This is a genomic window from Streptomyces sp. AC558_RSS880 (assembly GCF_019049255.1).
GTDB lineage: Bacteria > Actinomycetota > Actinomycetes > Streptomycetales > Streptomycetaceae > Streptomyces.
The window spans coordinates 1-24234 of record NZ_JAGMUJ010000134.1 but is presented as its reverse complement, the minus strand read 5'-3'; the positions used below and the strand labels follow the sequence as shown (position 1 = coordinate 24234).

At 70.3% G+C, this 24234-nt stretch carries 23 protein-coding genes and 2 pseudogenes; 13 read left to right on the top strand and 12 right to left on the bottom strand.

Annotation, left to right across the window (positions count from 1 at the left end):
- The first annotated feature begins 33 nt into the window (after nt 1-33).
- Nucleotides 34-978 (top strand): NADP-dependent oxidoreductase, encoded by a 945-nt coding sequence (locus tag KUM38_RS32355; RefSeq protein WP_217134748.1) that lies wholly within the window; start codon nt 34-36, stop codon nt 976-978.
- A 232-nt stretch (nt 979-1210) separates the two neighbouring features.
- Here the strand turns inward: KUM38_RS32355 and KUM38_RS32350 are convergent, their stop codons facing one another.
- Nucleotides 1211-2743 carry a glycosyltransferase family 39 protein gene (locus KUM38_RS32350; protein WP_217134746.1) on the bottom strand — a complete coding sequence of 511 codons (1533 nt, stop codon included), beginning with the start codon at nt 2741-2743 and terminating at the stop codon, nt 1211-1213.
- A 128-nt stretch (nt 2744-2871) separates the two neighbouring features.
- Between KUM38_RS32350 and KUM38_RS32345 the strand changes: the two genes are divergently transcribed.
- The 3 genes from KUM38_RS32345 to KUM38_RS32335 all read left to right on the top strand — a co-directional run bounded on the left by KUM38_RS32345 (nt 2872) and on the right by KUM38_RS32335 (nt 5461).
- On the top strand, nt 2872-3552 hold the full coding sequence (locus tag KUM38_RS32345; protein ID WP_217134744.1) for a response regulator transcription factor: 681 nt from the start codon (nt 2872-2874) through the stop codon (nt 3550-3552).
- On the top strand, nt 3539-5014 hold the full coding sequence (locus tag KUM38_RS32340) for a cell wall metabolism sensor histidine kinase WalK (RefSeq protein WP_217134743.1): 1476 nt from the start codon (nt 3539-3541) through the stop codon (nt 5012-5014). The genes KUM38_RS32345 and KUM38_RS32340 overlap by 14 nt, the downstream gene beginning before the upstream one ends.
- A gap of 222 nt (nt 5015-5236) precedes the next feature.
- Nucleotides 5237-5461 (top strand): hypothetical protein, encoded by a 225-nt coding sequence (locus KUM38_RS32335; RefSeq protein WP_254398092.1) that lies wholly within the window; start codon nt 5237-5239, stop codon nt 5459-5461.
- A gap of 539 nt (nt 5462-6000) precedes the next feature.
- Here the strand turns inward: KUM38_RS32335 and KUM38_RS32330 are convergent.
- Both KUM38_RS32330 and KUM38_RS32325 read right to left on the bottom strand, forming a co-directional pair.
- A complete protein-coding gene (locus tag KUM38_RS32330) occupies nt 6001-7062 on the bottom strand; it encodes an ABC transporter permease (protein WP_217134741.1) in 1062 nt (353 codons plus the stop codon).
- Nucleotides 7063-7713: 651 nt separating this feature from the next.
- Entirely contained in the window at nt 7714-8325 is a 612-nt protein-coding gene (locus tag KUM38_RS32325; RefSeq protein ID WP_217134739.1) for a dihydrofolate reductase family protein, read from the bottom strand.
- 324 nt (nt 8326-8649) lie between these two features.
- On the opposite strand from KUM38_RS32325, the gene KUM38_RS43805 reads away from it, so the two are divergent.
- Nucleotides 8650-9084: a helix-turn-helix domain-containing protein gene (locus tag KUM38_RS43805; protein WP_374227112.1), complete on the top strand. Its 435-nt coding sequence runs from the start codon at nt 8650-8652 to the stop codon at nt 9082-9084.
- Here KUM38_RS43805 and KUM38_RS32315 read toward each other — a convergent pair.
- Nucleotides 9074-9877 carry an SAM-dependent methyltransferase gene (locus KUM38_RS32315; protein ID WP_217134738.1) on the bottom strand — a complete coding sequence of 268 codons (804 nt, stop codon included), beginning with the start codon at nt 9875-9877 and terminating at the stop codon, nt 9074-9076. The genes KUM38_RS43805 and KUM38_RS32315 overlap by 11 nt on opposite strands.
- A 415-nt stretch (nt 9878-10292) precedes the next feature.
- On the opposite strand from KUM38_RS32315, the gene KUM38_RS32310 reads away from it, so the two are divergent.
- The 4 genes from KUM38_RS32310 to KUM38_RS32295 all read left to right on the top strand — a co-directional run bounded on the left by KUM38_RS32310 (nt 10293) and on the right by KUM38_RS32295 (nt 14540).
- Nucleotides 10293-11534 carry a hypothetical protein gene (locus KUM38_RS32310; RefSeq protein ID WP_308409107.1) on the top strand — a complete coding sequence of 414 codons (1242 nt, stop codon included), beginning with the start codon at nt 10293-10295 and terminating at the stop codon, nt 11532-11534.
- On the top strand, nt 11531-13096 hold the full coding sequence (locus KUM38_RS32305; protein ID WP_217134737.1) for a VWA domain-containing protein: 1566 nt from the start codon (nt 11531-11533) through the stop codon (nt 13094-13096). Before KUM38_RS32310 ends, KUM38_RS32305 begins: the two co-directional genes overlap by 4 nt.
- Nucleotides 13083-13832: a hypothetical protein gene (locus KUM38_RS32300; protein ID WP_217134736.1), complete on the top strand. Its 750-nt coding sequence runs from the start codon at nt 13083-13085 to the stop codon at nt 13830-13832. Before KUM38_RS32305 ends, KUM38_RS32300 begins: the two co-directional genes overlap by 14 nt.
- A 228-nt stretch (nt 13833-14060) precedes the next feature.
- Nucleotides 14061-14540, top strand: coding sequence for a hypothetical protein (locus tag KUM38_RS32295; RefSeq protein ID WP_217134939.1), 480 nt, complete (start codon nt 14061-14063; stop codon nt 14538-14540).
- 199 nt (nt 14541-14739) lie between these two features.
- Here the strand turns inward: KUM38_RS32295 and KUM38_RS42440 are convergent.
- Nucleotides 14740-14964 (bottom strand): annotated as a pseudogene (locus KUM38_RS42440) (DDE-type integrase/transposase/recombinase); the annotation flags it as partial.
- A gap of 250 nt (nt 14965-15214) precedes the next feature.
- Nucleotides 15215-16072, bottom strand: a complete 858-nt coding sequence (locus tag KUM38_RS32285; protein WP_217134735.1) for a hypothetical protein — start codon at nt 16070-16072, stop codon at nt 15215-15217.
- Nucleotides 16073-16133: 61 nt separating this feature from the next.
- Between KUM38_RS32285 and KUM38_RS32280 the strand changes: the two genes are divergently transcribed.
- Nucleotides 16134-16586: a hypothetical protein gene (locus KUM38_RS32280; RefSeq protein WP_217134734.1), complete on the top strand. Its 453-nt coding sequence runs from the start codon at nt 16134-16136 to the stop codon at nt 16584-16586.
- A 128-nt stretch (nt 16587-16714) separates the two neighbouring features.
- On the opposite strand, the gene KUM38_RS32275 is transcribed toward KUM38_RS32280, so the two are convergent.
- Nucleotides 16715-18205 carry a dienelactone hydrolase family protein gene (locus KUM38_RS32275; RefSeq protein ID WP_217134918.1) on the bottom strand — a complete coding sequence of 497 codons (1491 nt, stop codon included), beginning with the start codon at nt 18203-18205 and terminating at the stop codon, nt 16715-16717.
- 477 nt (nt 18206-18682) lie between these two features.
- On the opposite strand from KUM38_RS32275, the gene KUM38_RS32270 reads away from it, so the two are divergent.
- Entirely contained in the window at nt 18683-19804 is a 1122-nt protein-coding gene (locus tag KUM38_RS32270; RefSeq protein WP_374227116.1) for a sensor histidine kinase, read from the top strand.
- Nucleotides 19801-20463 (top strand): response regulator transcription factor, encoded by a 663-nt coding sequence (locus tag KUM38_RS32265; protein ID WP_217134730.1) that lies wholly within the window; start codon nt 19801-19803, stop codon nt 20461-20463. The genes KUM38_RS32270 and KUM38_RS32265 overlap by 4 nt, the downstream gene beginning before the upstream one ends.
- A gap of 153 nt (nt 20464-20616) precedes the next feature.
- Here KUM38_RS32265 and KUM38_RS42435 read toward each other — a convergent pair.
- Nucleotides 20617-20784: pseudogene (locus KUM38_RS42435) on the bottom strand (transposase); the annotation flags it as partial.
- 12 nt (nt 20785-20796) lie between these two features.
- Between KUM38_RS42435 and KUM38_RS32255 the strand changes: the two are divergent.
- A complete protein-coding gene (locus tag KUM38_RS32255; protein ID WP_217134936.1) occupies nt 20797-21018 on the top strand; it encodes a hypothetical protein in 222 nt (73 codons plus the stop codon).
- Between the two features lie 99 nt (nt 21019-21117).
- Here KUM38_RS32255 and KUM38_RS43085 read toward each other — a convergent pair whose 3' ends face one another.
- The 4 genes from KUM38_RS43085 to KUM38_RS32240 all read right to left on the bottom strand — a co-directional run bounded on the left by KUM38_RS43085 (nt 21118) and on the right by KUM38_RS32240 (nt 24089).
- A complete protein-coding gene (locus tag KUM38_RS43085; RefSeq protein WP_302181306.1) occupies nt 21118-21252 on the bottom strand; it encodes a hypothetical protein in 135 nt (44 codons plus the stop codon).
- 61 nt (nt 21253-21313) lie between these two features.
- A complete protein-coding gene (locus tag KUM38_RS32250) occupies nt 21314-21877 on the bottom strand; it encodes a DUF4240 domain-containing protein (protein WP_217134729.1) in 564 nt (187 codons plus the stop codon).
- 454 nt (nt 21878-22331) lie between these two features.
- Entirely contained in the window at nt 22332-23162 is an 831-nt protein-coding gene (locus KUM38_RS32245; protein WP_217134727.1) for an aminoglycoside 6-adenylyltransferase, read from the bottom strand.
- A gap of 131 nt (nt 23163-23293) precedes the next feature.
- A protein-coding gene (locus tag KUM38_RS32240) for an IS5 family transposase (protein ID WP_374227115.1) occupies nt 23294-24089 on the bottom strand; the annotation gives its coding sequence in 2 pieces (ribosomal slippage) (nt 23294-23755 and nt 23757-24089; 795 coding nt in all).
- Between the last annotated feature and the right edge of the window lie 145 nt (nt 24090-24234).

Below are 24234 nucleotides of genomic sequence, written 5' to 3'. Positions count from 1 at the left end.
GCACCATGGATCGCAGTGAAGGTGAGAACCGACATGAAGGCAGTACGTTTCCACGAGTACGGCGACCCCGACGTCCTGCGCCACGAGGACGTGGAGCAGCCCGTCCCCGGTGCCGGTGAGGTCCGGATCCGCGTCGCCGCGACATCGTTCAACTCCGTCGACGGCAACATCCGCGGCGGCTTCATGCGCGGCCCCATCCCGGTGGTGCTGCCCCACACCCCCGGCATCGACGTCGCCGGCACGGTCGACGCGCTGGGCGAGGGCGTGGACGGCATCGCGGTCGGCGACGACGTCGTCGGCTTCCTGCCGATGGACGGCACGGGAGCCGCTGCGGAGTACGTTCTCGCGCCGGCCGAGGTCCTGACGTCAGCACCCAAGAGCGTCCCCCTGGCAGACGCCGCCGCGCTGCCCCTGGTGGGCCTGACCGCGTACCAGGCTCTGTTCGACCACGGCAAGCTGACAGCCGGGCAACGCGTGCTGATCAACGGCGCCGGCGGCGCGGTCGGCGGCTACGCCGTGCAGCTGGCCAAGAACGCCGGTGCCCACGTCATCGCCACAGCCGGTCCGCGCAGCAGCGAAGCGGTCAGGTCCGCCGGCGCCGACGAAGTCGTCGACCACACCACCACCAGCGTGACCGCGGTGGTGACCGAACCGGTCGACGTCGCACTCAACCTCGCACCGGTCGACCCGGCCGAGCTGGCCGCGCTGGTCACCCTGGTCCGTTCCGGCGGGGTCGTCGTGAGCACCACGGTGTGGATGCCCGCCCCCAGCGACGAGGAGCGCGATGTGCGGGGCATCGACCTGTTCGTCCGCAGCGACGCCGACCAGCTGGCGCGGCTGGTGGCGTTGACCGACCGCGGCGAGCTGCGCGTCGACGTCGCCGAGCGGGTGCCGCTGGCCGAGCTGTCGACGCTGCACGCACGAGCCGCCCAGGGCGCGGTGCACGGCAAGGTCATCGTCGTCCCGTCCGTCGCCTGACACCGATCCTCCACCGAAAGGAAAGGACCACGGCACTCAGCTTGGACCTCGAAATCGCCGCGGCGCCGGCCCCGATGGCCGGCGCGATGGCGGACGCCACACCACCGGCCGTAGGCGACGCCGCGGCGACGGCGGCTCCGGCCCGGCTCGAGGAGCGACCGGCCTGCCGCCGGCCTACATCGAGGTCGGCCGGCTCGACGTCTTCCGTGACGAGGACACCGCCGTCACCTCATCACCCCACCGCTCGCTCCGGGCTGTCGGATCCAGCACCGGCCTTCGGGGACGGGTCGTGGTCTCGGACATAGACGGTGACTCGCGCCCCGTTGACATGGGTTGTTCCGTACTCGCGGAAGTAGCGCCGCAGGGTGCTTGTTTTCGCTTCCTCCCGCGGATCGGTCGGCGAGTGCGCACCCGCCGCGCGGACCGCGACGATCCGGTCGAACTCCAGCATGCGTGCCGCGATATCCCGGGCGGGAAGCTCGACACCTGCAAGTGTGTTCGACGAGACGGGGTCCTGCGCCAGGGCGAGATCTGTCAGGAAACGGGTGTCCTCGGGGCTGGCCGCGGTCAAGATCCGGTGCTGGCCGGAGAGATAGAGCAGCCCGTCGCCGGGACGGCCTTCCTTGCGTACGGCGGCGCCGATGGCGGTGACGTCATTGCTCCGGCTCTGGGGCGTCCTCAGCGAGAGGCTCGGCGGGACGAGCGCGGCCAGTACGGCGGCCAGTACGGCGACCGCCGCGATCCACGCGTTGCGGGAGGACCGCTGCAGCCGGTGGAAGTAATCCATCCAGGCGCCCAGCAGCAAGGCGATTCCGATATTGCTGTAAAGCACATACCGGTCGACGAAAAGGGGCTTGACCAGTGAGACGATCAGCAGCAGAAGGCCAGGTAGCACAACAATCGGCACAGCCAGCACGGAAAGCCGCACGGGTCCCCTCGCCCCCAGGGGCGCGAGGGCACACGCCACGCCCACGACCGCCATGACCAGGAGACCAGGAAGCCGCACCGGTCCGTCGATCCAGGACACCTGCCCCGACTGCCCCGCACTGCAGATCGCCAGCGGCAGCAGCCCGGCCACAACACCCGCGGCAGTCACACTCCACGCCTTGAGCACCGGTCGTGGAACACGGGAGACGACCAGCGTGACGCCGTGTGCAACCAGGGCGAGGACCGCGAACTCATGGAGCAGACAGGCCAGCAGCATGGTGGAGCCATAGCCAGCCCATCGCCACCGGGCGCGATGCGGGACGCTGACCACGAGCGCATAGGTGGCCCAGGTGACCAGGGCACAGACCATGGCATACGAGCGGCCTTCCTGCGCGTACTTCTGGACCTGGGGGAGGAGCGGAAACACCAGCCCGGCCAGCAGCCCGGCACGGGGTCCCGCCAGGCGTAGTCCCAGAAGCCCGACTCCGCTCGCCGCCACGGACATCGCCAGCACAGACGGCAGCCGCAACGTCAGCAGCCCTCCGCCGAAGAGACCGAAGATCCCATGCATCACGGTGTAGTAGAGGGCATGGACCAGATCAACGTGCTGGGCGGTGAGCCATATCTGCGAAAGATCGCGGTGCGCGAGCTGATAGGTGACGGACTCGTCCCCCCACATGGTGTTCTTCCTGCGGATACCCCAGAGCCCCAGAGCGATGGTCAGCGACAAGGGCGCGATGACGACAACGGCTTTGGCCGGGCTCGGTGATTGTCGACGGGTGGGTACGGGAGGGGAAACCGTCCTGGCCACGGTGGGGCCACGTTCAGCAACGGACATCGGCGACAGGGCCTTTCAGCAGTGGCGAAGACGTTGCGCCAGCGTGCCCGGACCTTGTTGACCGGATGCTGATCCAACCTGACCGGCTGATCAGGAAGGCGGGCCGGCGCTGTGGGAGGCTGCACCACATGCGCATCCTGGTGGTCGAAGACGAGGTGGACCTTGCCCACACCCTGCACACCGGTCTGACCGCCGAGGGCTACAGCGTCGACCTCGCCCATGACGGCCGGCAGGGACTGTGGATGGCCCGGACCGGCGAATACGCCGTTGTCGTACTGGACTTGATGCTGCCCGGACTCAACGGCTACAAGGTCTGCGCCCAGCTGCGCCGGGAGGGCAACGCGACCCCCATCCTGGTACTCACCGCCAAGGACGGGGACTGGGATCAGGCAGAGGCCCTGGACACGGGGGCCGATGACTACCTGGCCAAACCCTTCTCCTACATGGTGCTCGTCGCACGGCTGCGGGCCCTGGTCAGACGAGCCGCCACGATCGCCCCGCCCGTCCTTGCCGTGGGCGACCTCTCGTTGGACGTCGCCGGCCGGGTCTGCCGCCGGGCCGGGGCCCGGGTGGAACTCACACCCCGGGAGTTCGCCGTGCTGGAGCTGCTGGCCCGCCGGGCGGGCCAGGCGGTCTCCAAAGCGGATCTGCTCTATCACGCGTGGCCCGACGGAGCCTGGGATCCCAATCTGGTGGAGGCGCGCGTCAGCGCCCTCCGCAAGAAGGTGGACACCGCGTTCCACCGGCAGTCCCTGCAGACCGTACGGGGTACCGGCTACCGGCTGGTGGACGACCGTGAACGCGACTGAGCCGCGACGCCGCTGGTGGCCGCGTTCGGTACGAGCCCGCGCGGCCCTGGCCGCCGCCTCGACCGCCGCCGTCATCCTGGTCGGCGTCGGCTGGTGGGTACACCGCGACGTCTACCGCGAGAGCACGCAGATCGCCGAGAACCAAGCCCAGACGCAGCTCCGGGCTCTCGTCGATCAGCTGAACGAGGGTGTGGTTCCCGTTCGCAGGAGCGCCGTGCCGTACGAGGTCGTCGCGAGCGGCCGGCGCTCCGCTGTCGCCTACGGCGGAGGCATGGAAGCCTTCGATCCCGGCACCCGCCATGTGCTGCCCGCCCCATCAGAGGCCATGGAATCCGCGCTCTTGACGATTCGTCCCCTCCGCATACCGGAGCGCCGCGACCACAGTGTCAGGGACGGATTCGATATGGCCGGCGAGACCCACCTGGTCATGTCCGCCGATATCAGCGCCGATGAACTGAGCAGCGAGAAAGCCGCCGCTCTGGGCGTCGCCGCCGACGCCGAGCTGCGGGTCTATGTGGTGCTGCTCCCGCACACAGCCGAGGCGATCACCGACACCACCGACCGCCTGCTGCTGCGGGCCGGGCTCGTCAGCCTCGTGCTGATCGCCGCGGTCGCCTACTTCGCCGTCCGCATCGCACTGCGGCCGGTCGAAGCCATCCGCGTCCTCACCGCCTCGGTCACCGCGAGCGACCCCCGTGAACGCGTCACCGTCCCCGCCACGGGACACGAGATCACCGCCCTGGCCACCACCATCAACACCACCCTCCAGCGCCTCGACAACGCCGCCGCCCAGCAACGCCGCTTCGTCGCGGACGCCGCCCACGAACTGCGCAGCCCCCTCACCACACTGCTGGCCAGCCTGGAAGTCGCGCTCGCCTACCCGGAACGCACCGACTGGCCCGCCGCGGCCACCACCGCCGCACGACAGACCCGCCGCCTCCAAGCCCTCGCCGAAGACCTGCTGCTCCTCGCCCGTCTCGACACCCGCGCCCCCGTAGCCGGCCCCGAAACCGTCGACCTGACAATCCTCGCCTCCCGGCTGACCGAGCAATACCCCCTCAACGAAAGGCCGTTGACCCTCACCTGCGACAGCGCCGCCCCCGCACACGTACACGGAAACCCCGACGAGTACGAACGGCTGCTGCGCAACCTCATCGACAACGCCGTCCGCCACGCCGCGCACCGCATCCAGATCACCATCCGAAACCAGGACGCCTGGGTCGTCCTCACGGTGCACGACGACGGACCGGGCGTGCCCACCGAGGACGCCGAGCGCATCTTCGAACGCTTCGTCCGGCTCGACGACGCCCGCTCCCGCGACCACGGCGGCACCGGCCTGGGCCTCGCCATCGCCCGTGACCTGGCCCACCGCCACCGAGGCACCCTCACCCTCACCCCCCGGACCCTCGGAGCGTGCTTCCAGCTACGCCTTCCCCGAGCCCCCGCCCCAGCCGAGAAATAGCGCGCTTCACCGCGAGAACTGACGCGCTTCACCGCGGCCGCACTGGAGTCCGGCCACCGCCTCCACACCGCCCGGTGGACACTGCACGATCTCCCCGCCCGCCGTCGCCCACCAACCGCCGTCCTCGACCCGGAGCGGCGACCCCCGGCCGACCCCGAGCACGACGACCAGGAGCCGGAGGCCGGACGCCGGGAGACGATCGACCTGACGGCGCTGCGGGCCTTGGGGGAGTCCCGCACGGACGTGGAGGCCCTCGATCTCACAGCCGAGCGGCTGCGCCACCTCCAGGACGCGTTCTCCGAGGCGGCCGACGCCTCCCGCACCCGCGCGGACCGCTACGCCGAACAGGACGACGCCGATGGAGCGCGGCCGGTGCGCCAGGACGACCAGCGGGCGCACCGCCCGCAGGAGACCGGACCGCACCGCGGCCGGGAGGCCGGCCACTGAGTGGACCCGATGCGGCGCACCCGATGCCGTGGTGCGCACCGACGATGCCCGGCACCCACTCCACCGAGTGGAGCCCGCCGCCCGGTGTGCGCCGACTGCCACGCCCGGTTCACCGACGCACGGTGGAAGGCCGTCGAACCCGCCGGGTGGGACACTCCACGGGGGACCCACCCGCACCTGTGCGACGACTGCAAGCAGCGAGCCCTCACCGCCGAACGCCAAACCGAGCACACCAGCACAGGCACCAGGAGCACGACCGGGCCGTGCCCGACCAGAAGGCCGGCGGCACCTGGCTCTCACGCTTCCTCAGCTGACGCGGCCGGACGTGCGCTGTCGAAGGCCGTGCAGACGATTGGCGGCGGCCTCAGCCCTTGGGACGGGCACGCCCAGGACGGCCCTGAGCGCGCCAGCGCCGCAACACCGTCGCCGCCCTGCCGCGGCAGGGACCGGCTCGGTGTGGGCCTGGGCGGACCCGGCCACAGCTCGCTCTCCAGATGGCCTGCCGCGCGGTGCAGCCGACGGCAGGGTGACCGGGGCCGTTACGACTCGGCGTGCGCCGGATGGCGCTCGCGGCCGCCGGGATGCCGGTGCCGCCAGATCCAGAAGACCGCACACGACAGCAGGGCCCATCCGCCCAGCACCAGGAACGGGAACGCGTGCTGGTGCCCCTGGAAGTACACCGCCGTGTGCTGCGCGTTGACCGAGGCACCGGGCGGCAGCCACTTGCCGATCTCGCCCAGCGGGGAGGGCAGCAGCGGCCAGGACACCGCGCCGCCGGACGAGGGGTTGCCCAGTAGGATCATCAGCCCCCATGTCGGCAGCATCGCCCAGCGTCCGAACAGGGTGTTGAACATGGTGAAAACCATGCCGCTGGCGAACAGGGTGAGCGCCAGGATCAGCCACGACTCCACGAACGGCAGGTCGAGCGCGCCGAGCAGCCAGTCCACGGTCGCGGCGACGGCGAATCCGCCGAGCAGCGCGTAGGCGAGGGTGAACAGGATGCGTTCGAAGGGCGTCAGGGACCGTGCGTGCACGCTGAGCTGGATCGCCCCGACGAAGCCGATGATGACGGCGGCCAGCGAGATGTAGAAGATCGCCAGTCCGCGTGGGTCGCCCTCCTGCAGCGGATTGAGGTCCTGGACGGTGACCTCGACGCCGGTTTCCTCCCCCACGGCCGGCGCCGTGTCGGCCAGCACCTCCGCGACCGAGGCCCCGGAGGCACCCGACAGGTCAAGGACCGCGGTTCTCCCGTCGTCGCGGATATCGAAGATCGCAAAGACCTCCTGGTCGTCCATGGCCTGACGGGCCCCGGCGGCACTGCCGTACACGTGTACCTTCACGGACGCGTTCAGTGCCTTCTCCAGGCCGTCCAGAAAGGCCTGCCCGCGGGCCTGTTCGTATGAGCCGACCACGGCCGTGGGGATCGAGTGCGGGGTCGGATTGGCCATGGAATAGGTGTACGAACCGGCGAAGAGACCGGCCGCGGCCGCCAGGATGAGCACCAGCACGACGGCCGGCCACCACGGTGACTGCCGGAACTCGGACCACCGCTGTCCGCGCGTCGGAGGCTGGGCGTGAGCACCATGGGACATGTCGGCCATGGTCAGGACGTTTCCATAAGCAAGATGAAAGGGCACCAATAGCGCCGTCACCCGTGGGAGCACCCGGAAGGAGTATGTGTGCCGCCCTCGCAGGCGTCCTGGTGCGGAGGGAAGACGGGCACCGCCGTGCGGTGAACCTGGACGGCTGGACCCTTCAGGACGAGGACGGCCGCAGCTGACCCGACCCACCACCATGGTGCGCCACCGGTTTGAATAAGCAGGATGCCGATCCCGGCGATGAGCGCGGCCCGGGTGAAGAGGTTGCTGAAATCACCGCGAGCCTGAGCGAGACCGAAGGCTGTCCGCCTCGGCGGCCGGCTACGAAGGGGGAGCCCGGGCAGGGGAACAATCGGGAGCCGGGTGTGGTTGTGGAAGGCGTGGTGGTGAAGGGGACAGTGTCCCCGGGCCTCACCTGTAGCCCATGAGGACGATCGTTCGGCTGAAGCCTCATGGAGCCTTTCGCCGCGTAGGCGACCGCCCTTCACGATCACGCAGCTGATCGGCCCCGTCCGGCACTCGCCGGACGGGGCCGATGCTGTGCTGACTGCGCCCTGGCGCTTCCGGAGACTGGATGATCAATTCCAAGAGGTCAGTGGATGCTCGGGAAGATGTTGCGTCCGGCGACCCGTTTCGATCGATCCGGTCTGGCGGCTACGCGTCGGCCCCGTACGTCCCGTACTCCGGAAGGCCCCTCGACTCGTAGACGTGCACCGCAATTCCGCTCGGCGTCGTCTCATGGTGCAGCAGGCGCAGGCCGGCCGGGGTGCCGCCGTCCGGGAACAGGCGTCGTCCGCTGCCCACGATCACCGGGGCGATCGCGAGCCGCAGTTCGTCGATCAGGCCGGCGGCCAGCAGGGACTGGCCGAGCCGGGCGCTGCCGTGGATCTGGAGCTCGCGGCCGGGCTGCCGCTTCAGTTCGGCGACCTGGGCGGGGATGTCGCCGGACAGGATCGTGGTCGGCTCCCACCCAGCCTTGGTCAGGCTCTGGGAGGCGACGTATTTCGGTGAGCCGTTCAGAATGCGGGCGCTCGGGTGGTCGGTCATCTTCGGCCAGTCCCGAGCGAAGTTCTCGTACGTACGGCGGCCGAACAGGAACGCGTCCGCCTTGCCGAGCCAGAGGGCGGCCACCCGGTCGAACGCCTCGTCCAGGTGCGGTACGAACCAGCCGCCCCGGGTGAACCCGTCGCTGGTGTCCTCGTCCGGGGAACCGGGCCCCTGGGAGACACCGTCCAGAGACAGAAACTCCTGCAGTACCAACCTCATCGCACACCACTTCTCTCTCGAGCGAGGAGACATCCGTCCCCGCCCTTTCAGACTTCGTGACGTGCGGAAAATCATCGGCCACCCCGCGGCGCGTCCTCGGACGATCAAGGGGAGGCTGTGAAGACGGGGACGAGAGCGACCAAGACCGTTTTGTGACGAACAACCTGGACACTCTCGCGACTGCGCTCCATGCAATGACCGACGACCTGTTGAAGGGCCGTCCGGACCTGGCACCTCGGCGCCCGCCGGTCGGCGCCCGCCGGTCGGCGCCCGCCGGTCGGCGTCGCACCTCGCCCGAGCGATGCCGAACCGCTCACCCTCGTCATGATGCGGGCCATGCCCGGCTTCCCCTCCGAGGCCAAGTGGCTCCGGCACGCCCACACCCACCCGCGGCACCTCTTCGCCTCCCTGCCGCAGCGACCCGACTGCAACAAGCGTCCACGCAAGGCCGCCGGCCTGCTCCGCCAGGTCACCCGGTTCCTGGCCCCCACCACCTCAGCGTGGAGCGACGATATGTGGGTGGGGGACTGTGAGACGTTCGGCTCTGTCTCACATTCGGTCGACTGTGAGACAGAGCCAAACACAGGACAGACCCGCCTGTGGCACGCCGCGCGGCTGCTGTGGAGCACCGTGCTGCCGGTCGCCCGGGTGGCCGAGGCGTCCGGTTGCGCCGGCCCTTTCCACTTCAGCAGTGCCTTCCGCCGGCGCTACGGGGTGCCTCCGAGGGACTACCGAGCGGCAGGCCGGGTCACTTCTTGACCGCGACACCGCAGACGGAGACGTCGGCCGTGTCCTCCTCGGCCCGGTCGGCGTCCGGGCGCCAGGCGGCCGTGGGCACGACTCCCGGCTCCACCAGCTCCAGCCCGGCGAAGAAGGAGGCGATCTCCTGCGGTGACCGCAGGTGGTAGGTGTTGGCCGACTGCCCGTTGTAGACCCCGACCGCGGTGTTGAGTGCCTCGTTGGTGTTCGTGCCGTCGCTCAGGGCCAGGTAGCTGCCCGAGGGCAGGGCCGACAGCAGCGTGCTCACCAGGTCGGCGGGGCGCTCGGCGTCAGAGATCTGCCCCATGATGCCCAACATGGTCAGGGCGACCGGGCGGCTGAGGTCCAGGGTCTTCGCTGCTTCGGCGAGAATGCGTTCCGGGTCCCTGACGTCGGCGTCGACGTAGGCGCAGGCACCCTCGACGCTGCTGGTGAGCAGGGCCTGCGCGTGCACCAGGACGAGGGGGTCGTTGTCGACGTACACGATGCGGCTCTCCGGCGCGATGCGCTGGGCCAGTTCGTGTGTGTTGTCGGCGGTGGGCAGTCCGGTGCCGATGTCGAGGAACTGGCGGACGCCGGCCTCGCCCGCAAGGAAGCGCACGGCGCGCGCGAGGAACCTCCGCTGCAGCCGCGCGACGGCGGCGAACTCCGGGAAGGTCTTCAGGATGACCTCACCGGCCTCGCTGTCGACGGGGTAGTTGTCCTTGCCTCCCAACAGGTAGTTCCAGACACGGGCGGAGTGCGGGCGATCGGTCTGCAGCCTGGCCCTGACTTCTTCACGCGGGTGAGTCATGGGGAAAGCTTCACACAGAGCTGTGGCCCCGTAGACCAACTACCGCGGTACCGACTCGACTTCGCTCGGGCTGAGGAACGCCGCCAGGGCCGTGACGGTCCGCCGTCATCCGGGCCGGTACCGGCACATCACCCTGGCCGTGCTCGCCCATGCCTTCCTGACCGTCGTCGCAGCCCGGGCCACCGGAAGGGGGCCGCGGGAACGACACCACCGGCACCTTCCGCTTCACCGTGGCAGAAGTCACCCGGCTCTTGGGGGCTCTGCTGCCCCGCCCCACACCCCGCCCCGGACCAGCCGTCCATGCCCTGGACTTTCAACCGACGTTCCCTGAGAGGTCATTCGGGGTACACCACCATCGCCGACGATCCTGGCCCGGCCACACGGGGAGAACGCAGGTGTCAGGGGGAGAACACAGGTGCCCGAGAACAGACCCGCTGCCGAAGAGCCGCGGTTAACCGTTACCAGACCCCCGCGCCGTCACCTGCGCAGAGCGCTGGCAGCGGCGCTGCCCGTCCCGGTCATCGGGCTGGTCCTGCTCGTGGCCTCCGGGAACCTGCTGCTGCCGGTGCGGCAGGTGGTCACCATTGAGGCCAAGATGGCCTCCAAGAGGGACTTCTTCCAGGACCCCGAAGTCGAGCGGCTCCTCATGAAGCACGGCTTCCGCGTGCACATCACGAGCATGGGCTCGCGTGAGATCGCCAAGCAGGACTACGACGGATACGACGTCGTCTTTCCCTCCGGCCAGCCGGCCGCCGACCTGATCAACCGGGAGCGCGCCCGGGCGAACCGTCCGGTGCTGCTGTACCGCCCCTTCGTCAGCCCCATCGTGCTGGCCACCTACCGGGACTACGCCGAGGTGCTCGCGGCGGAAGGCGTCGCGAAGCGCCTGCCGGGCTCGGGCGGCCCGCCGATGTACTACACCCTCGACATGCGGAAGTTCCTCGACCTCGCGCTCGGCAAGAGGAAGGGCGTCCAGCGTGATCCGGAGGACGGCTACCGCTGGGACGAGATCGACGACAAGAACCACGTCCGCAACGGCAACAAGATCCTCGCCCAGACCTCGGACATCTGCGAGGCCAACTCCGCCGGTACCTACCTCGGACTCGTGGCCTTCGTCGAGCACGGGAACGACGCACCGGACAGCGAGGCCGAGGCCGAGCGACTCGCCCGGAAGATCAAGCCGCTCCTCGTCGAACAGGGCCTGCCGTCCTCCGAACGGGCCGAGACGTACCTGTCCCCCGACGGGCAGGGCATCGCCCCGATCTCGGTGATCTACGAGCACCAGTTCCTCGCCCACCAGCTACGGCACGAGGCGCAGAAGGGCGAGACCGACGACGAGCGCGTCCTGCTCTACCCGTCCACGCGCTTCGTCACCGAACCCCAACTCGTCGCACTGACCGGCGACGGCGCGCGGCTCGGGGAACTGGTCAGCGAGGACCCCGAACTCCAGCACCGCGCCATGGAGCTGGGCTTCCGGGCCCGTAGCGCCGCCAGCGGTGCGAGCAGCGACGAACTCACCCGGTTCCTCACCGAGCGGCACATCCCGGTGCCCACCACCTCCTCCGACGACACCCGCGCGGTCCTGCCCAGCCTGCCCCTGCTGGAGAAGATGATCGAGATCGTCGGCGATTGCCCGGACCGGACCGGTAGCCCGTGAGGCGCGGCGTGGGTCTGCTGGCGCTCTGCCTGGCGCTCGTGGCCACCTTCCTCACCGCCTGCTCGGGCGACGGCGGCGACGACACGGTCCGGCTGCGCGTCCTCGCCGGCCCCGATCTCGCCGTACTGGAGCCTCTGCTGGACGAGTTGAAGGACGAGACCGGCGTCGACCTGCGCCTGCACCCCCGGGCCGACGCCGAGACGAAGACCCCGGACCGCGACCGGTACGACCTCGCGTGGCTGTCCTCCGACCACTATCTGCGTCTCACCGACAGACGTGCGATCCGAGGGCTGCAGCGCACGGTCACCATGACGTCCCCCGTCGTCATCGGCCTGAAGCCGGAGGTGGCACGCGAGCTTCGCGCCCGGGTGCCCGGCTCCCGGCTCACCTGGGCGGACATCGCGGACGCTGCCGCCACCGGCACCGTCCGCTTCGGTATGGCCGACCCCCGGCACGCCGGCAGCGGGCTCGCCGCCCTCGTCGGCGTCGCCACCGCCGCGGCCGGCACCGGAGCCGCGCTACGCCCCGAAGACGTCTCCTGCGACCGGCTGCGCGGCTTCCGCTCCGGCCAGGCCCTCACCGCCGACACCGGCCCCGCCCTCGTCGACACCTACGTCGACCACCAGGACGAGGCCAACGCCCTCATCACGTACGAGTCCGATCTGCTCGCCCTCAACGCCTCCGGCCGCCTCGACGACCACCTGGAGGTCATTCGCCCCGAGGACGGCATGGTCCTGGCGGACTTCCCGCTGCTCCTGCTGAACCCGGCCCACCGCGCCGCGTACGACAAGGTCACGCGGTGGCTGCGGCGCGACTCGGTGCAGCGGCAGATCATGCGGCACACGGTGCGCCGCCCCGTGACCACGACGGTCACCCGGGACGCGCGGCTGCGCGAACCGGTCGGCAACGCGCTCTTCTACCCCGACCAACCGGCCGTCGTCGAAACGCTGCTGGCGGACTACGGCGACCCCGACCGCCGCACCACGAGCCAGGTGGTCTTCCTGCTCGACTTCTCCGGCTCGATGCGCGGCGCCCGGATGGCCGCCCTGCGCGAGGCCTTCGCCGGACTCAGCGGCGCGGACCCCTCCGCCTCCGGCAAGTTCACCCGCTTCTACCGGGGCGAGCGACTGACCGTCGTCCGGTTCGGCGGCCGGGTGCTGGAGCAGACGACCGTCACCGTCACCGGCCCGAAGGATCTGACCGCCCTCGCCGGCACCGTCGCCCGGGGCGGCTACGGCGACGCCACCGCCGTATGGTCCGCCCTCGACCACGGCTACCGCACCGCCGCCCTTGAACTGGCCGCCGACCCCGACCGCTCCGTCTCACTCGTCCTGATGACGGACGGCGAGAACAACGCGGGCCTGTCCTACGCCGAGTTCGTACGCCGCCACAAGGCGCTGCCCGCCGCCGTGCGCGCCGCCGTCCCCACCTACCCCGTCCACTTCGGCGAGGCCGACGCAGGCGAACTGCGGCGCGCGGCGGCGAGGACGGGCGGACGGATGGTGGAAGCCGCCGACTCGTCCCTTTCCGAGGCTTTCAAGGAGATCCGTGGCTGTCACTGACGCACTGTGGTGGAGCCTTTGGTGGCCGTGGATGACGGTCTGGCTGGTGACGGCCGCCGGCGTGGTGGTGCTCGCGGTGATCCTGGCGCGCCATGCCCGGGAGCGGCGCAGGCACCTGCGACGCTGGCAGTCGGCGTACAGCATCTGCCTGTACCTCGACGAGCAGGCCGTGATGGACCTGTACGAGCTCGGCAACTATCGGTCCGCGCTGGAGGAGGCCGTCGAGCTGCGGACGAAGGTCGACACGAGCGTCGGCTTCTGGAGCCGGGTGCTGACGTGGCTGTTCCGGTTCCGGCTGAAGCGGGACGTCAGCCAGGAGACGTTCCGCAAGTTCGTGCGCAAGGACAAACCGATCAACGTGATCGGCGTGGTCATGGAGGCCTTCGACCGGGCCGACGCCATCGTCCACGCCGACCTGACCACACTGACCGTCGTCCCGAACCGGAACCTCGCCGACAACCTGGCCGACGGCCGTGCGGTGACCCTGAGCCGCATCGGCGAATTCGTCTCGGTCAAAGGCATGTTCTCGCGCGTGCCGGACGTGACGGAGGGATTCGTCCTGCGGGCCGAGTACGGCGACGAGCAGCCCCCCGTCCACATGCGCGTCGTAGCCCCCGGGAACGCGCGCCGCTCCATCCCGGACGGCACGTTCACGGCCCGCTGCCTCGGCAAGATGACCGGCTGGCGGGAGGACACCCGCGAGGTGACGCTGGAGGCGATCGCGATCTTCTGGTGACCGCCGCTCACCGGGAGTTCAGTTCGGCGAGGACGCGCAGGGCGTGCGGGTCGGGCGCGGGGCCAGGAGGTCGGTCACCGGCCCCTTCCGTCACAATTCCAGCCGCCCGGCGATCCGTCCGCGCGGCCGACCAGGGAGATCTCGTCGGCGAACGCGTCCGGGACCGCCCACCGGGCCGCCACATCGGCGGATACCGAGCTGTGGGGACGAACCTGACAGGGCGTCCTCGTGCTGGACAAGGCCGATCTCCTGGCGGGCAGCGCGACGGCAGAAGAAGAGTCGCCAGGCCGAGAGGAAGTGGACGGGGTCCTGGCCGGATTGTCCCCGGACGAGCGCAAGGTCGCCGACTGCTACGCGACGACCGGACTGACCTGGAAGCAGGCGGCGCTGAAAGCCGGACAGCCGACATCGATGGGAGAACGCGTACGCCGCGAGCTCAAACGCCTCGGCACGGAACACCAGCGCCGTCGCCGGTCGCAGGCCGAGCAGCGCTGGACCCGCCGCCTCGACGTCGTCCTCGACGGCATCTCTGCCCTTTGCCCAGCGGCACATCCAGCAGGCTCGGCCCGCACGCGGGGCTGCGGCCTGCCCGGCCGGCATCCCGGAGGGCTGATGCGTGTCGCAGCGGGGCAGCCTTGCGCTGCCCCGGGCTGTCGGTCTGCTCGGCGTATGTCCGGAACTCAGGCGCCGAGTTCAGGGCAGCGGTGACTTGGGGTACGTCGAGGGTCAATCCCGGCGACCAGGAAAAGATGATCCTGGCCCGCCCGCACGCCCCGCCCCGCCGCCGTCCTGGCCCCGGACACTCCCGGCGACGCCCCCGGCCCGGCAGGCGGAGGGAGAACGGACGCGGCGCTGCTGGGGCTCCCATCCGTCCGTGCGGGCGCTGGGGTGCCTGCTCGAGTACGCGGGGCCGGAAGTGGGGCGAGATGCCGCCGAACGCGGACAGGAACCGCTGGGCTCCGCCCACGGAGCGGAAGCCTTTCGTCGCTCGTTCGCGCTGCCGCGTGGGCTGGTGGCTGTTCTCCGCCCGGTTGTTGAGGTACTACGACTGCCGGTGCTCGACGAAGGGCATGACCTCGCGGTGGGCCGCGCCGTGGGAGCGAAGCCTGTCGGTACGACAGCGGGAAGCGGTGGTACAGCCACACGCAGCGGAAGATGACCTCGACCGGATACCGGTGGCCCTTGTACGACGGCGACACGGCCTCCACGGACAGCCTGCTCCAGCACGATCAACCAGAAGATCATCCCACCCGGTCAGCCAACGCGACAGCGCCCTCCGGTGGCCAGGAGGACTTTCGAGGCACCAGAGCATGAGGCCATGGCCGCGAGGCAGGCGCCGGCGGCGCCTGCGGCGGGGTGGACGGTGCTCGTACACGGGCGCTTCAGCGGAAGGCGGGGAGGGCGAGGGCGACGGCGCTCCAGCCGAAGAGGACGGTGAGGGCCGTGAAGACGACCGGCACAGGCAGCCACTTGAAGACGGCACCCAGGCTCTGGCACGCGACCACGCGAGCGGGGTACTTGGGATGGTAGGCGACGTGGTACGCCTCCCCGCGCACGCCGTCGGGGGTGGGGGCGGGGCGGAGCCTGCCGTCGGTGGCGGTGTAGCCGTAGTTGACACGGCCGTGGATGAGGACGGGCTGCGCCTCGATCGTGATGCCGTGGCGGGGCAGGTACCACTTGTTCCACAGGATGGCCACCGTGCGGACCGCCGCCCGGCCGATCGCCAGGCCGGTGCCGCCGAGCAGCAGCACCGCGAGCGCGCGGCTCACATGGTCCCCGGCGACGACCACGCCCGCGGAGAGGGCGACCAGTCCGAGGCCGACCGCGGCCATCGTGCAGCGGATGACGAGCTCGGCCGGCTGCAGCGGCTCCGCGTCCTGCTCGTCGTCCTCCTCCCGGCCGGCGCGCGCGCCGGCCCGGGGCGTGACCGTCACGAGCGTCGAGCCGTCCACCGGGTCCTCGTCGGCGGGGCGTTCGGGCAGCGAGCCGTTCACCGCTTCCTCGAAGGCGGTGCCCGAGGCGCGGCTCACTCCCTCGATCCGGTACCGGGTCGGCTCGGTCCCGGCCGGGGCCGTCAGTTCCACGGCCACCACCCGTCCGTTCGCGTGCACGTGCGCGACGGCGGCCAGGGGGATTCGGACCTCCTCGTGGGGGCGGCGTATGAGCAGCCCGGCGTCGTCGGAGCGAAGCTCGGTGCCCTGGTCGTCCAGGAGGACGGGTACGGACGAGGTGATCGGCATGCGTGCGATCGTAAGGGGCGGGGGTTCCCGGCGGGTATCCCGCTGGCGTACGGTCCTTGCTGTGGACATGGTCATCCTGGTGCTCGGCGCGTTCGTCCTGGCGGGCGGCGGCCTGCTCTTGTTCGGTCTGCTGAACCTCGGCGGCGAGAGGGCCGCGCTCCGTGAGGCGAGGGAACTGGAGGAGACGGGCGTCGAGGTCCCCGCGGTCCTGGTCGCACTGGAGCCGCTGGTCCACACCGACACCCTGCGCGCCTACTACGAGTACCCGGCGGCGGGCGGCTCACAGGCCCGGCACATCACGGGTGTCGGGCCCAACCCCCTGCATGTCGTGGGCGAGACGTACCCGCTGGTACGGCTGCCGCGTGTGGCGAAGAAGGTCCACATGGGCACGATGTCCGCGGTACGCAGGGAGCGGAAAAGCCGCGAGGAGCATGTCCGCCAGGCCGTGTGGATGGTGATCACGGGCTTCACTGCGTGCGCGATGGCCGTGACGGGCCTCGTCCTCGTCCCCTGACCTGGCTCCTCCTCCGGGGTTCGCGCCGGTGGCCCCTCCACCGTCTTCGGCTGGCTGACGACCGCCCGGCAGAACTTCGTCCTCGACAGGGGAACGGCCGTGCCCGTCGGCTGCCGCGGCACAGCTGATCAGCGGCTGTTGCCCGGGCGGTAGACGCTGAGGTCGCCGTAGGCCGACAGAACGCCGGCCAGGTCACCGGGTTTGTGCCGCAGAGTGGTGTCCAGGAAGGCGAGCGTGGTCGCGGCGACGACACGGGGGCTCTCGGTGCGGCCGAGGGACCCGACGATCGAGGGCACCGGCGGCAGGTACAGGGGGCCGTCCATGAAGGTGAGGTGTGCGGCGCCGGGGATGGTGAGCCGGTAGCTCGTCGCGGTGCTGAGCTTGAGGACCTTGGTGAGGCGAGGTATGTAGCGCGCGTCGGTTTCCGGGCTGATGGCCTGGGTGAGCGCGAGCGCGGGCTGGTGGAAGGGGCGCAGGTCGGGGTCGCGGGGGTAGCCGTCCAGATTGATGACGGCGTCGAACCGGAGGTCCTGGCGGGCCGCCTGCAGGGCGGCACCGCCGCCCAGGGAGTGGCCGGTCACCGCGACTCGGCCGGTGTCCAGACGTCCGGTCAGCGGGCCCGCGCTCTCGCCTCGGTCCAGACGGCCCAGCTGAGTGAGGACGAAGCTGAGGTCGGCGGCCCGAACCCTCGTTGTTTCGACGGCCCGCTTGTCGTCCTCGTCGTCGTCGCCGGTGGAGGCGATCTTGGTGTTGATCGTTCGGCCGTCTGCGAGGACGACGGCGGCGGAGTCGTACGGGTGGTCGAGGGCGGCGACCACATAGCCGTGGCCGGCCAGTTCCTCCGCCCAGGCGGTGTTCTGGGTGCGTACTCCCCCCAGCCCTGGGGAGAACAGTACGACCGGGAATCGTCCGCCCCTGTCGGCCACCGGGGCGTTGAAGACCGAGTGGGTGTGGGCACGCGGGACGCCGTCGAGCAGGAAGCCGGGCAGGCTGGAATAGCGCGCGAGGGCGTCGGAGACGGTGCGCGCCTCGTGCTCCGTGCGTCCGAGGTACTGGGCCCGCTGCGCGCCCGCGGGGCTCTGCCGCGCCGGGTACCAGAGCTGGACCACGACCGTGCGCCGGTCGTGCGGGTCGGCAGTCGCGGTCTCGGGACGGTGCGGGTCGGTCCACTGCATCACGCGGGTGCCGACCGCGAAGTGGCCTGACGGCTCGGGGAACACGGGTACGGGAAAGGCCCAGGCGGCCGCCGGGCCCGCGGCGATCAGGCCGATACAGGCCACCGATCCCGGCAACGCCAGCCACCATCGGGCCCGCCGAGTCGGCCGGCCGGTACGTCGTCGCAGCACAGGAGAGACGGCGAACGGCAACGCCAAGGCCGCCCCTGCCAGTACCGGCAGCATCTGCCAGCGGATCCCCGCCACACTCAGCACAAGCGCGGACAGCACGAAAACCGCTCCCGCCGCGATCGTGACGCGTGGGCGGGCGGCGGGGGGAAGCCAGCGCGCCACCACCAGCGTGACGGCACCCAGCAAGGCAAGGCTTTCCAGGGGGGACATGTGCAGTCCCGTGATGATCTCGTTCACCCGGCCATCCTCGGCGCGGGGTACCCGCTGCCACATCGATCCCGGGTAGCCGTCGCGTGCGACCGCAGTCGCCATCAGACGCACGTCCCCTGCAACCGCAGTCGCAATCGAGCACGCCAGGTCAGCGGCCGCTTTGCGACTCCGGGAGGTAGCGGGACTCCTCCTGCGGTCGTATCTCGGCACGGTGCCATCAGACGGTGGACTCATGTGTTCCGCGGGACTGCGGCCTACCGTGGACCGTGACGAGACCGCGGTACACGCCGGGGTGGCGCGGGGCTTCGCTCCCCGTACCCGACCCGGCTCGGGCTGCACGCGGTGGCGGCCCCGGCCGGAGCCACCATGATGCTGAATCGACAGGAAAGCGCGATGACCGAGGCAGCCGCAGAGTCCGGCAATGCCCACCCGGTGCGTTACCAGGGCCGGGTGCGGCTGACGAGGTACGCCGACCTTGCCTCCGCACGTGCGGTGCGCCTGGTGAGTGCCGCCCGGCGCCGGGGCTCCCGGCTGCCGCCCATGGTGTGGGACTCGCTGCTGCCGACGCTGCTCCTCGTCAACATCCTGACCACGCGCCTGCTCCAAGAACTGCCAGTGGCCGTGGCCCTCACCGCCGCCCTCGCGCTGCCCCTGGTGTGGCGGCGCCGGGCCCCGCTGATGGTGTTCGGCGCGGTTGCAGCCGCGGCCTTCGTCCAGTGGCTGATGGACGTCCAACTGCTGGCGGACATCGCCTTGCTGATAGCGCTCTACACGGTGGCCGCGAACTCTGGCCGGCGCGGCACACTTGTCGCCGGTGCCATCGTGGAGGCAGGGGTCCTGCTGGCCTGTCTGCGCTGGGCGGCGGAAGGAGCATTTCCGACCACGTTCGTCGCGGCGACCGCGATGGTCGTCGCCGCCGCCGTCCTGGGTGTGAATGTGCGGACCAAGGGCGTCTACCTCGCGGCCCTGGAGGAACGGGCCGCACGCCTGGAGCGAGAGCGGGACCAGCAGGCGCGGCTGGCCGTCGCCGAGGAGAGGACACGTATCACCCGGGAGATGCACGACATCGTCACCCACAACCTGTCCGTCATGGTCGCGCTCACCGACGCCGCCGTCTACGCGCAGCACCGGTCGCCCGACAAGGCAACCACCGCGATGCTCCAGATCTCCGAGACAGGCCGGCAGGCTCTGACCGACATGCGGCGATCCCTGGGCATCCTGCGGACCGACGAACCGGACGCGGAGCGCCACCCGCTGCCCGGCATCGCACAACTGGCGGCCCTCGCCGACCAGATGTGCGCCGCCGGGCTGCCCACCCGACTCGAGGTCCAGGGCGGGCACACCCACATTCCCGCCACCGCACAACTGACCGTCTACCGCCTGGTGCAGGAAGCCTTGACCAACACCCTCAAGCACACACCCCCCGGCACACACGCGGAGGTCCGGGTGCGGTGCTCAGCCGAGACCGTGACGGTGGACGTCACCGACAGCGGCCCCTGTCCGCCCCTCCCCGGCGCCACGCCAGCCGGCCACGGCATCCCCGGCATGCGCGAGCGCGCGGCCGCCTACGGGGGAAAGCTGCAGGCCGGACCGCTCCCGGGCGGCGGCTGGGGAGTCCATACCCGTCTCGACCTCAGCAGCAGCGGAGAGGTATCCGCATGACGATCCGCATCCTGATCGCCGACGACGAAGCGCTGCTCCGTATGGCCTTCAGCACGGTCCTGGAGGCCCAGCCCGACATGGCACCGGTCGGCGAAGCCGCGGACGGCATGGAGGCCGTACGCCTCGCCCGGGAGCTGCGCCCCGATGTCGTCCTCATGGACGTCCGGATGCCCGGGACCGACGGGATCGAGGCGACCCGACAGGTCATCCGGTTCTCCCCGCAGAGCAGAGTGCTGATCCTCACCACCTTCGACCTCGACGAATACGCCTTCGCCGGACTCAACGCCGGAGCCTCGGGCTTCCTGCTGAAGAACACCAGGCCCGAGGAACTGCTCACCGCCATACGCAGCGTGGCCGCGGGCGACGCGGTGGTCTCCCCGCGGATCACCCGCCGCCTGCTGGAGAACCTCTGCCCGCACATCCCCGATGGCGGCAGCGCCGACCGCGACGAGCGGCTGAGACGGCTCAGCGCCCGCGAGCGCGAGGTACTCGTCCAGGTGGGCCGCGGCCTGTCCAACACCGAGATCGCGGCCGCCCTGTACCTCGCGGAGGCGACCGTGAAGTCCCATCTGGGGCGGATCCTGCAAAAGCTCGAACTCCGCGACCGGATACAGGCCGTGATCTTCGCCTACGAAAGCCGCCTCATCCACCCGGCATGACGCCGCCGCCCGGACCCAACGGTGATGTCCTCAGCCCTGGGCGCCACCAGCACTACACGATCGTCCGGCGTAGCTGTTACGAGAAGTGTGGTGCCGCAGTAAACGCCGGATCCAGACCGTGTCCCACGTGGTGAGATTGAGGAGCCGCTTGTAGCAGCACAGGGCGGCGGCGAGGCCGAGAAGGGCCAGCTGGTTGCGGGGATCGCGTTCGTAGCGCGGGCCGAGCCGCCGGTAGCCGGACAGCCATGACATGGTGCGCTCGATCACCCAGCGGCGTCGCCCCCATCGCTCGCCGGACTCGATGCCCTTACGGGCGATGCGCACGCCGGGCCCGTGACCGGGTACGTCACGCGGCGCCTGGCGGAACTCCTGTCGGACTACGACCGCGGGGATGAGGCCTGTGTCCTGGCCGGCAGCAAGGCCCACGACGGGACGGTGAACGGCGCCGTCGCGTACGCCGAGCATCTGGTGCTCCAGGGCGAGCCGGACAAGGCCGTTGCTCACCTGCGTGACCGTCTCGACGGGCCGAAGGTCCTGCGAGGGGAGCAGCTGTGAGGGCCAAAGCCATACTGGGGGCCGCCGGCACGAACGGTACCGGCTGCTGACGTGGCCGCGCGCCACGGTGGCCCCACGGCCAGCTCGCGCCGTCCCGTGTTATGGCCTCGATGCGGTCCGGCACTGCTTGGCCCTTTCCACCTGCCGCAGCAGCAGATCGGCCAGCCGGCCGCTCTCGGCGGCCGCGATCGGGTCGTCGAAGTCGACCTGCGGTGGTTTGAAAGGTTCGGTCACGCGCCCATGTCGCCGGTGGCGACCGGGTCGGGGTGGTAGCGGAAGAAGGGCGGCCGGCTGTTCACCGCTGCGCCTCCTTGAGGAAGAGGTCGGCCAGGCGGGGGAGACGCCGTCGCATCTCCTGGGCGTCGTCGAAGTCGAAATCCGCGCCCATGTCGTGGGGCTGGTCTTCGCCCACGCCGTGGTGGGCGCGGTAGCGGTCGAGGGCGGGATAGAAGCCGTCTTCGTCGCCGGTGATCCGTCCGTAGGCGGCCACGGTCACGAAGCCCATCTCCTCGTAGAACACGGCCTCGTCGACCCCAGCCACTGTCGCGTGCCGGATATCGGGGTGTTCGGCAAGGTCGTCGGGGCAGTCCGCGGCGCGCTCGTACCAGGTGCGGCCCAGAGCGATCAGGCCGGCTTTGAAGTCCATGAACCGGTCGTCCGAGCAGCCCCCGCCGATGAGGTAGCCGGCCGCCCATATGTCCCACCGGTCTACTGCGGTATCCAGCACGTCGAACCGAGCCTGGAAGGCGAGAACCTGCTCCGTACCCCGTGCGGCCAGCAGGCTGATGAGTGCCTCGTGGAGCGGAGTGTCGGCTGCGCGTGCGTTTTCGATGAGGCGCCAGAACATGTCGGTGTCCATGGCGAGTAACTGTTCCATGAGGCTCTGACAGCCTCACCAGCGCATTGTCGAGGTCGGCACGGCGCTGCTCGGTCAGCTTCCCCGCCCGCTTGTTGTCGAGCCACATCCCGGCTTCACGATCGCGTCCTCGCCGCCGGCCCCGCCGTACCTACCACTCGAAGGTCTTCCACTCTCGTTGGGGAATGCAGCCCTCCGAGGTATCCCGGCAACAGTCGGCCCACGCTTCGGCCACCATCACCGGGCGGCTCAGCACAAAATCTCCGGCCCGCTGGACTCGCAGGACGAGCCCGACATCACCTGCGGGCCGCACAGTGCATCGACCGCGATGCCCGCCAGGCCGATCGACTCGTCGTCATAAGAGGTGATCCCATTTGGCGTTGTGCGGTGGCCAGGGCCGTCAGGGCCGTCAGGCTGGGGCCACTGGATCGGGTCCGGTGGCCCCAGACGGATGTGGTCAGCGATGGTCGTTCAGGCGGCTGCTGATGTGTTCGTGGAGTTCGTGCGGCAGGCGGATGGTCCAGCGGTCGGCGGCCTCGGAAGCCAGGTCGCGGCTCCAGCGCCAGCTGTTGCGTGCCGCCGTGCGCACGTCCTGGTCGCGGGCGGCAGCTGTGGTGGCGGTGTAGCGGTGGCGGTCGGTGTCGGGCAGGTCCTGTTCGAGCGCGCGGCTGGGGGTGAGCCAGTGGGCCGTGCTGTTGCGCAACAGGCGGCAGAGCTGGAGTTGCTGGGGTGCGATGACGGTGTGCAACAGGGCGTGGGCGCGGGCGATCTCGCCGCGGGCCAGTACATGGGCGAGCATGAGCGTCCAGTTGGCCAGCTCGTCGGTGAGCTGCTGGGCGGTGGTCACCGGCTCGGGCGGCTGGAAGGTGGCCAGCTGCCGGGCGGCCCGGGTGAGCCGGCCGGTGCGGTCCAGCAGGACGGCGCTGTCGGGGCGGGGCAGGTGCACCAGGCCTTGCCAGGAGGGGACTTCGTCGATGCCTGGACCGGCGGGGGTGAGGTGGAACTCGCCGCGCATCAGATCGTCGAAGACGACGGCGAGGATGCCGTACATGTTGGTGTAGGCGAGCTGGAGCGGTGCGAGCTGTGCCAGGAAGGCTGGGCCGTCGAAGTCGGTGAGGCGGTCGTCCTGGATGTAGAGGTATGCCTCGATGTCGGAATGGGCGTCGGCCTCGCCCACGGTCCACGAGCCGTAGAGCAGTACGCCCTCCAGCCGGGTGTCGGCGTGGGCGAGCTGTCGCAGGCGTGCGATGCGGTCGTCCAGGGCGGAACGGGCAGAGTGAATGGACATGGTGTGGTCGTGTCTCCTGAGGTGAGCGTGCGGGCACGCTGACGGGACCCGGCACCTGCCGGGCGGATGTCTGTGGACCGTCGCGGTCCGCTCAGGAGAAGTTGCCCATGATCGAGATCATAGGGGACGGCTCAGCCGCCGAGTCGGCGGAAGCAGATCAGGGTGGCCGCGATACCGGTGAAGGCCAGGAAATGCTCGGCCTTGCGCTCGTAGCGGCGGTGCAGGCGACGGCACCCAAACAGCCACGCCACCGTTGGCTCCACGGTCCACCGGTGGCGGCCCAGCTTCTGGGAGGACTCGATGGCTCTGCGGGCGAGGTGCGGGGTGATGTTGCGCGAGCGAAGCCATTTCCGCAGGTGGTCGTAGTCGTAGCCCTTGTCTCCATGGAGCTTGGCGGGCCGCCGTCGGCGGGGCCCGCGCCGGGAACGAACGGGGGGTATGCCCCGTACCAGGGGTTCGAGTCCCTGGCTGTCGTGCGTGTTCGCGGCGGAGATACCGATCGACAGGGGCAGACCGGTCCGCTCGGTGATCAAGTGGATCTTTGAACCTTTCTTGCCGCGATCTGCGGGATTCGGACCCGTCAAGCCCCCCTTTCGTCGCGCGCATGTTCACCGAGTCGATCGCGCACCGCGACCAGTCCAGCTCGCCTCTGGCGCCGGGCTCGTCCAGGACCAGGCGGTGGAGTTTGCCCCACACACGGGCCTGGCTCCACTCGGTGAAGCGGCGGTGCGTAGTCGGCCCGGACGGGCCGAAGCCCGGCGGCAGCTGCCGCCACGTGCAGCCTGTCGTGGCCACGAACACTATGGCCGCCGGCACCTGTCGGTCCCCATACCGGCGTCGGCCCCCACCCTGCGGCCTCACCGGAGCGGCCGGCACCACCCGCTGGAACAACTCCCCCAACGCGTCCGGCACCAGACGCTCCACCATCGCCATCACGGCACCCAACCTGACGATCACACCAGGTGAGACGACCTCTACTGAGTTTTTCGTTAGTTCTGTGGTGGTGAGGGGTGAATGATCAGGCCGGTGTGGGTGAGGAAGGACCACGGGAGTTGCTCGCTGGAGCAGACGC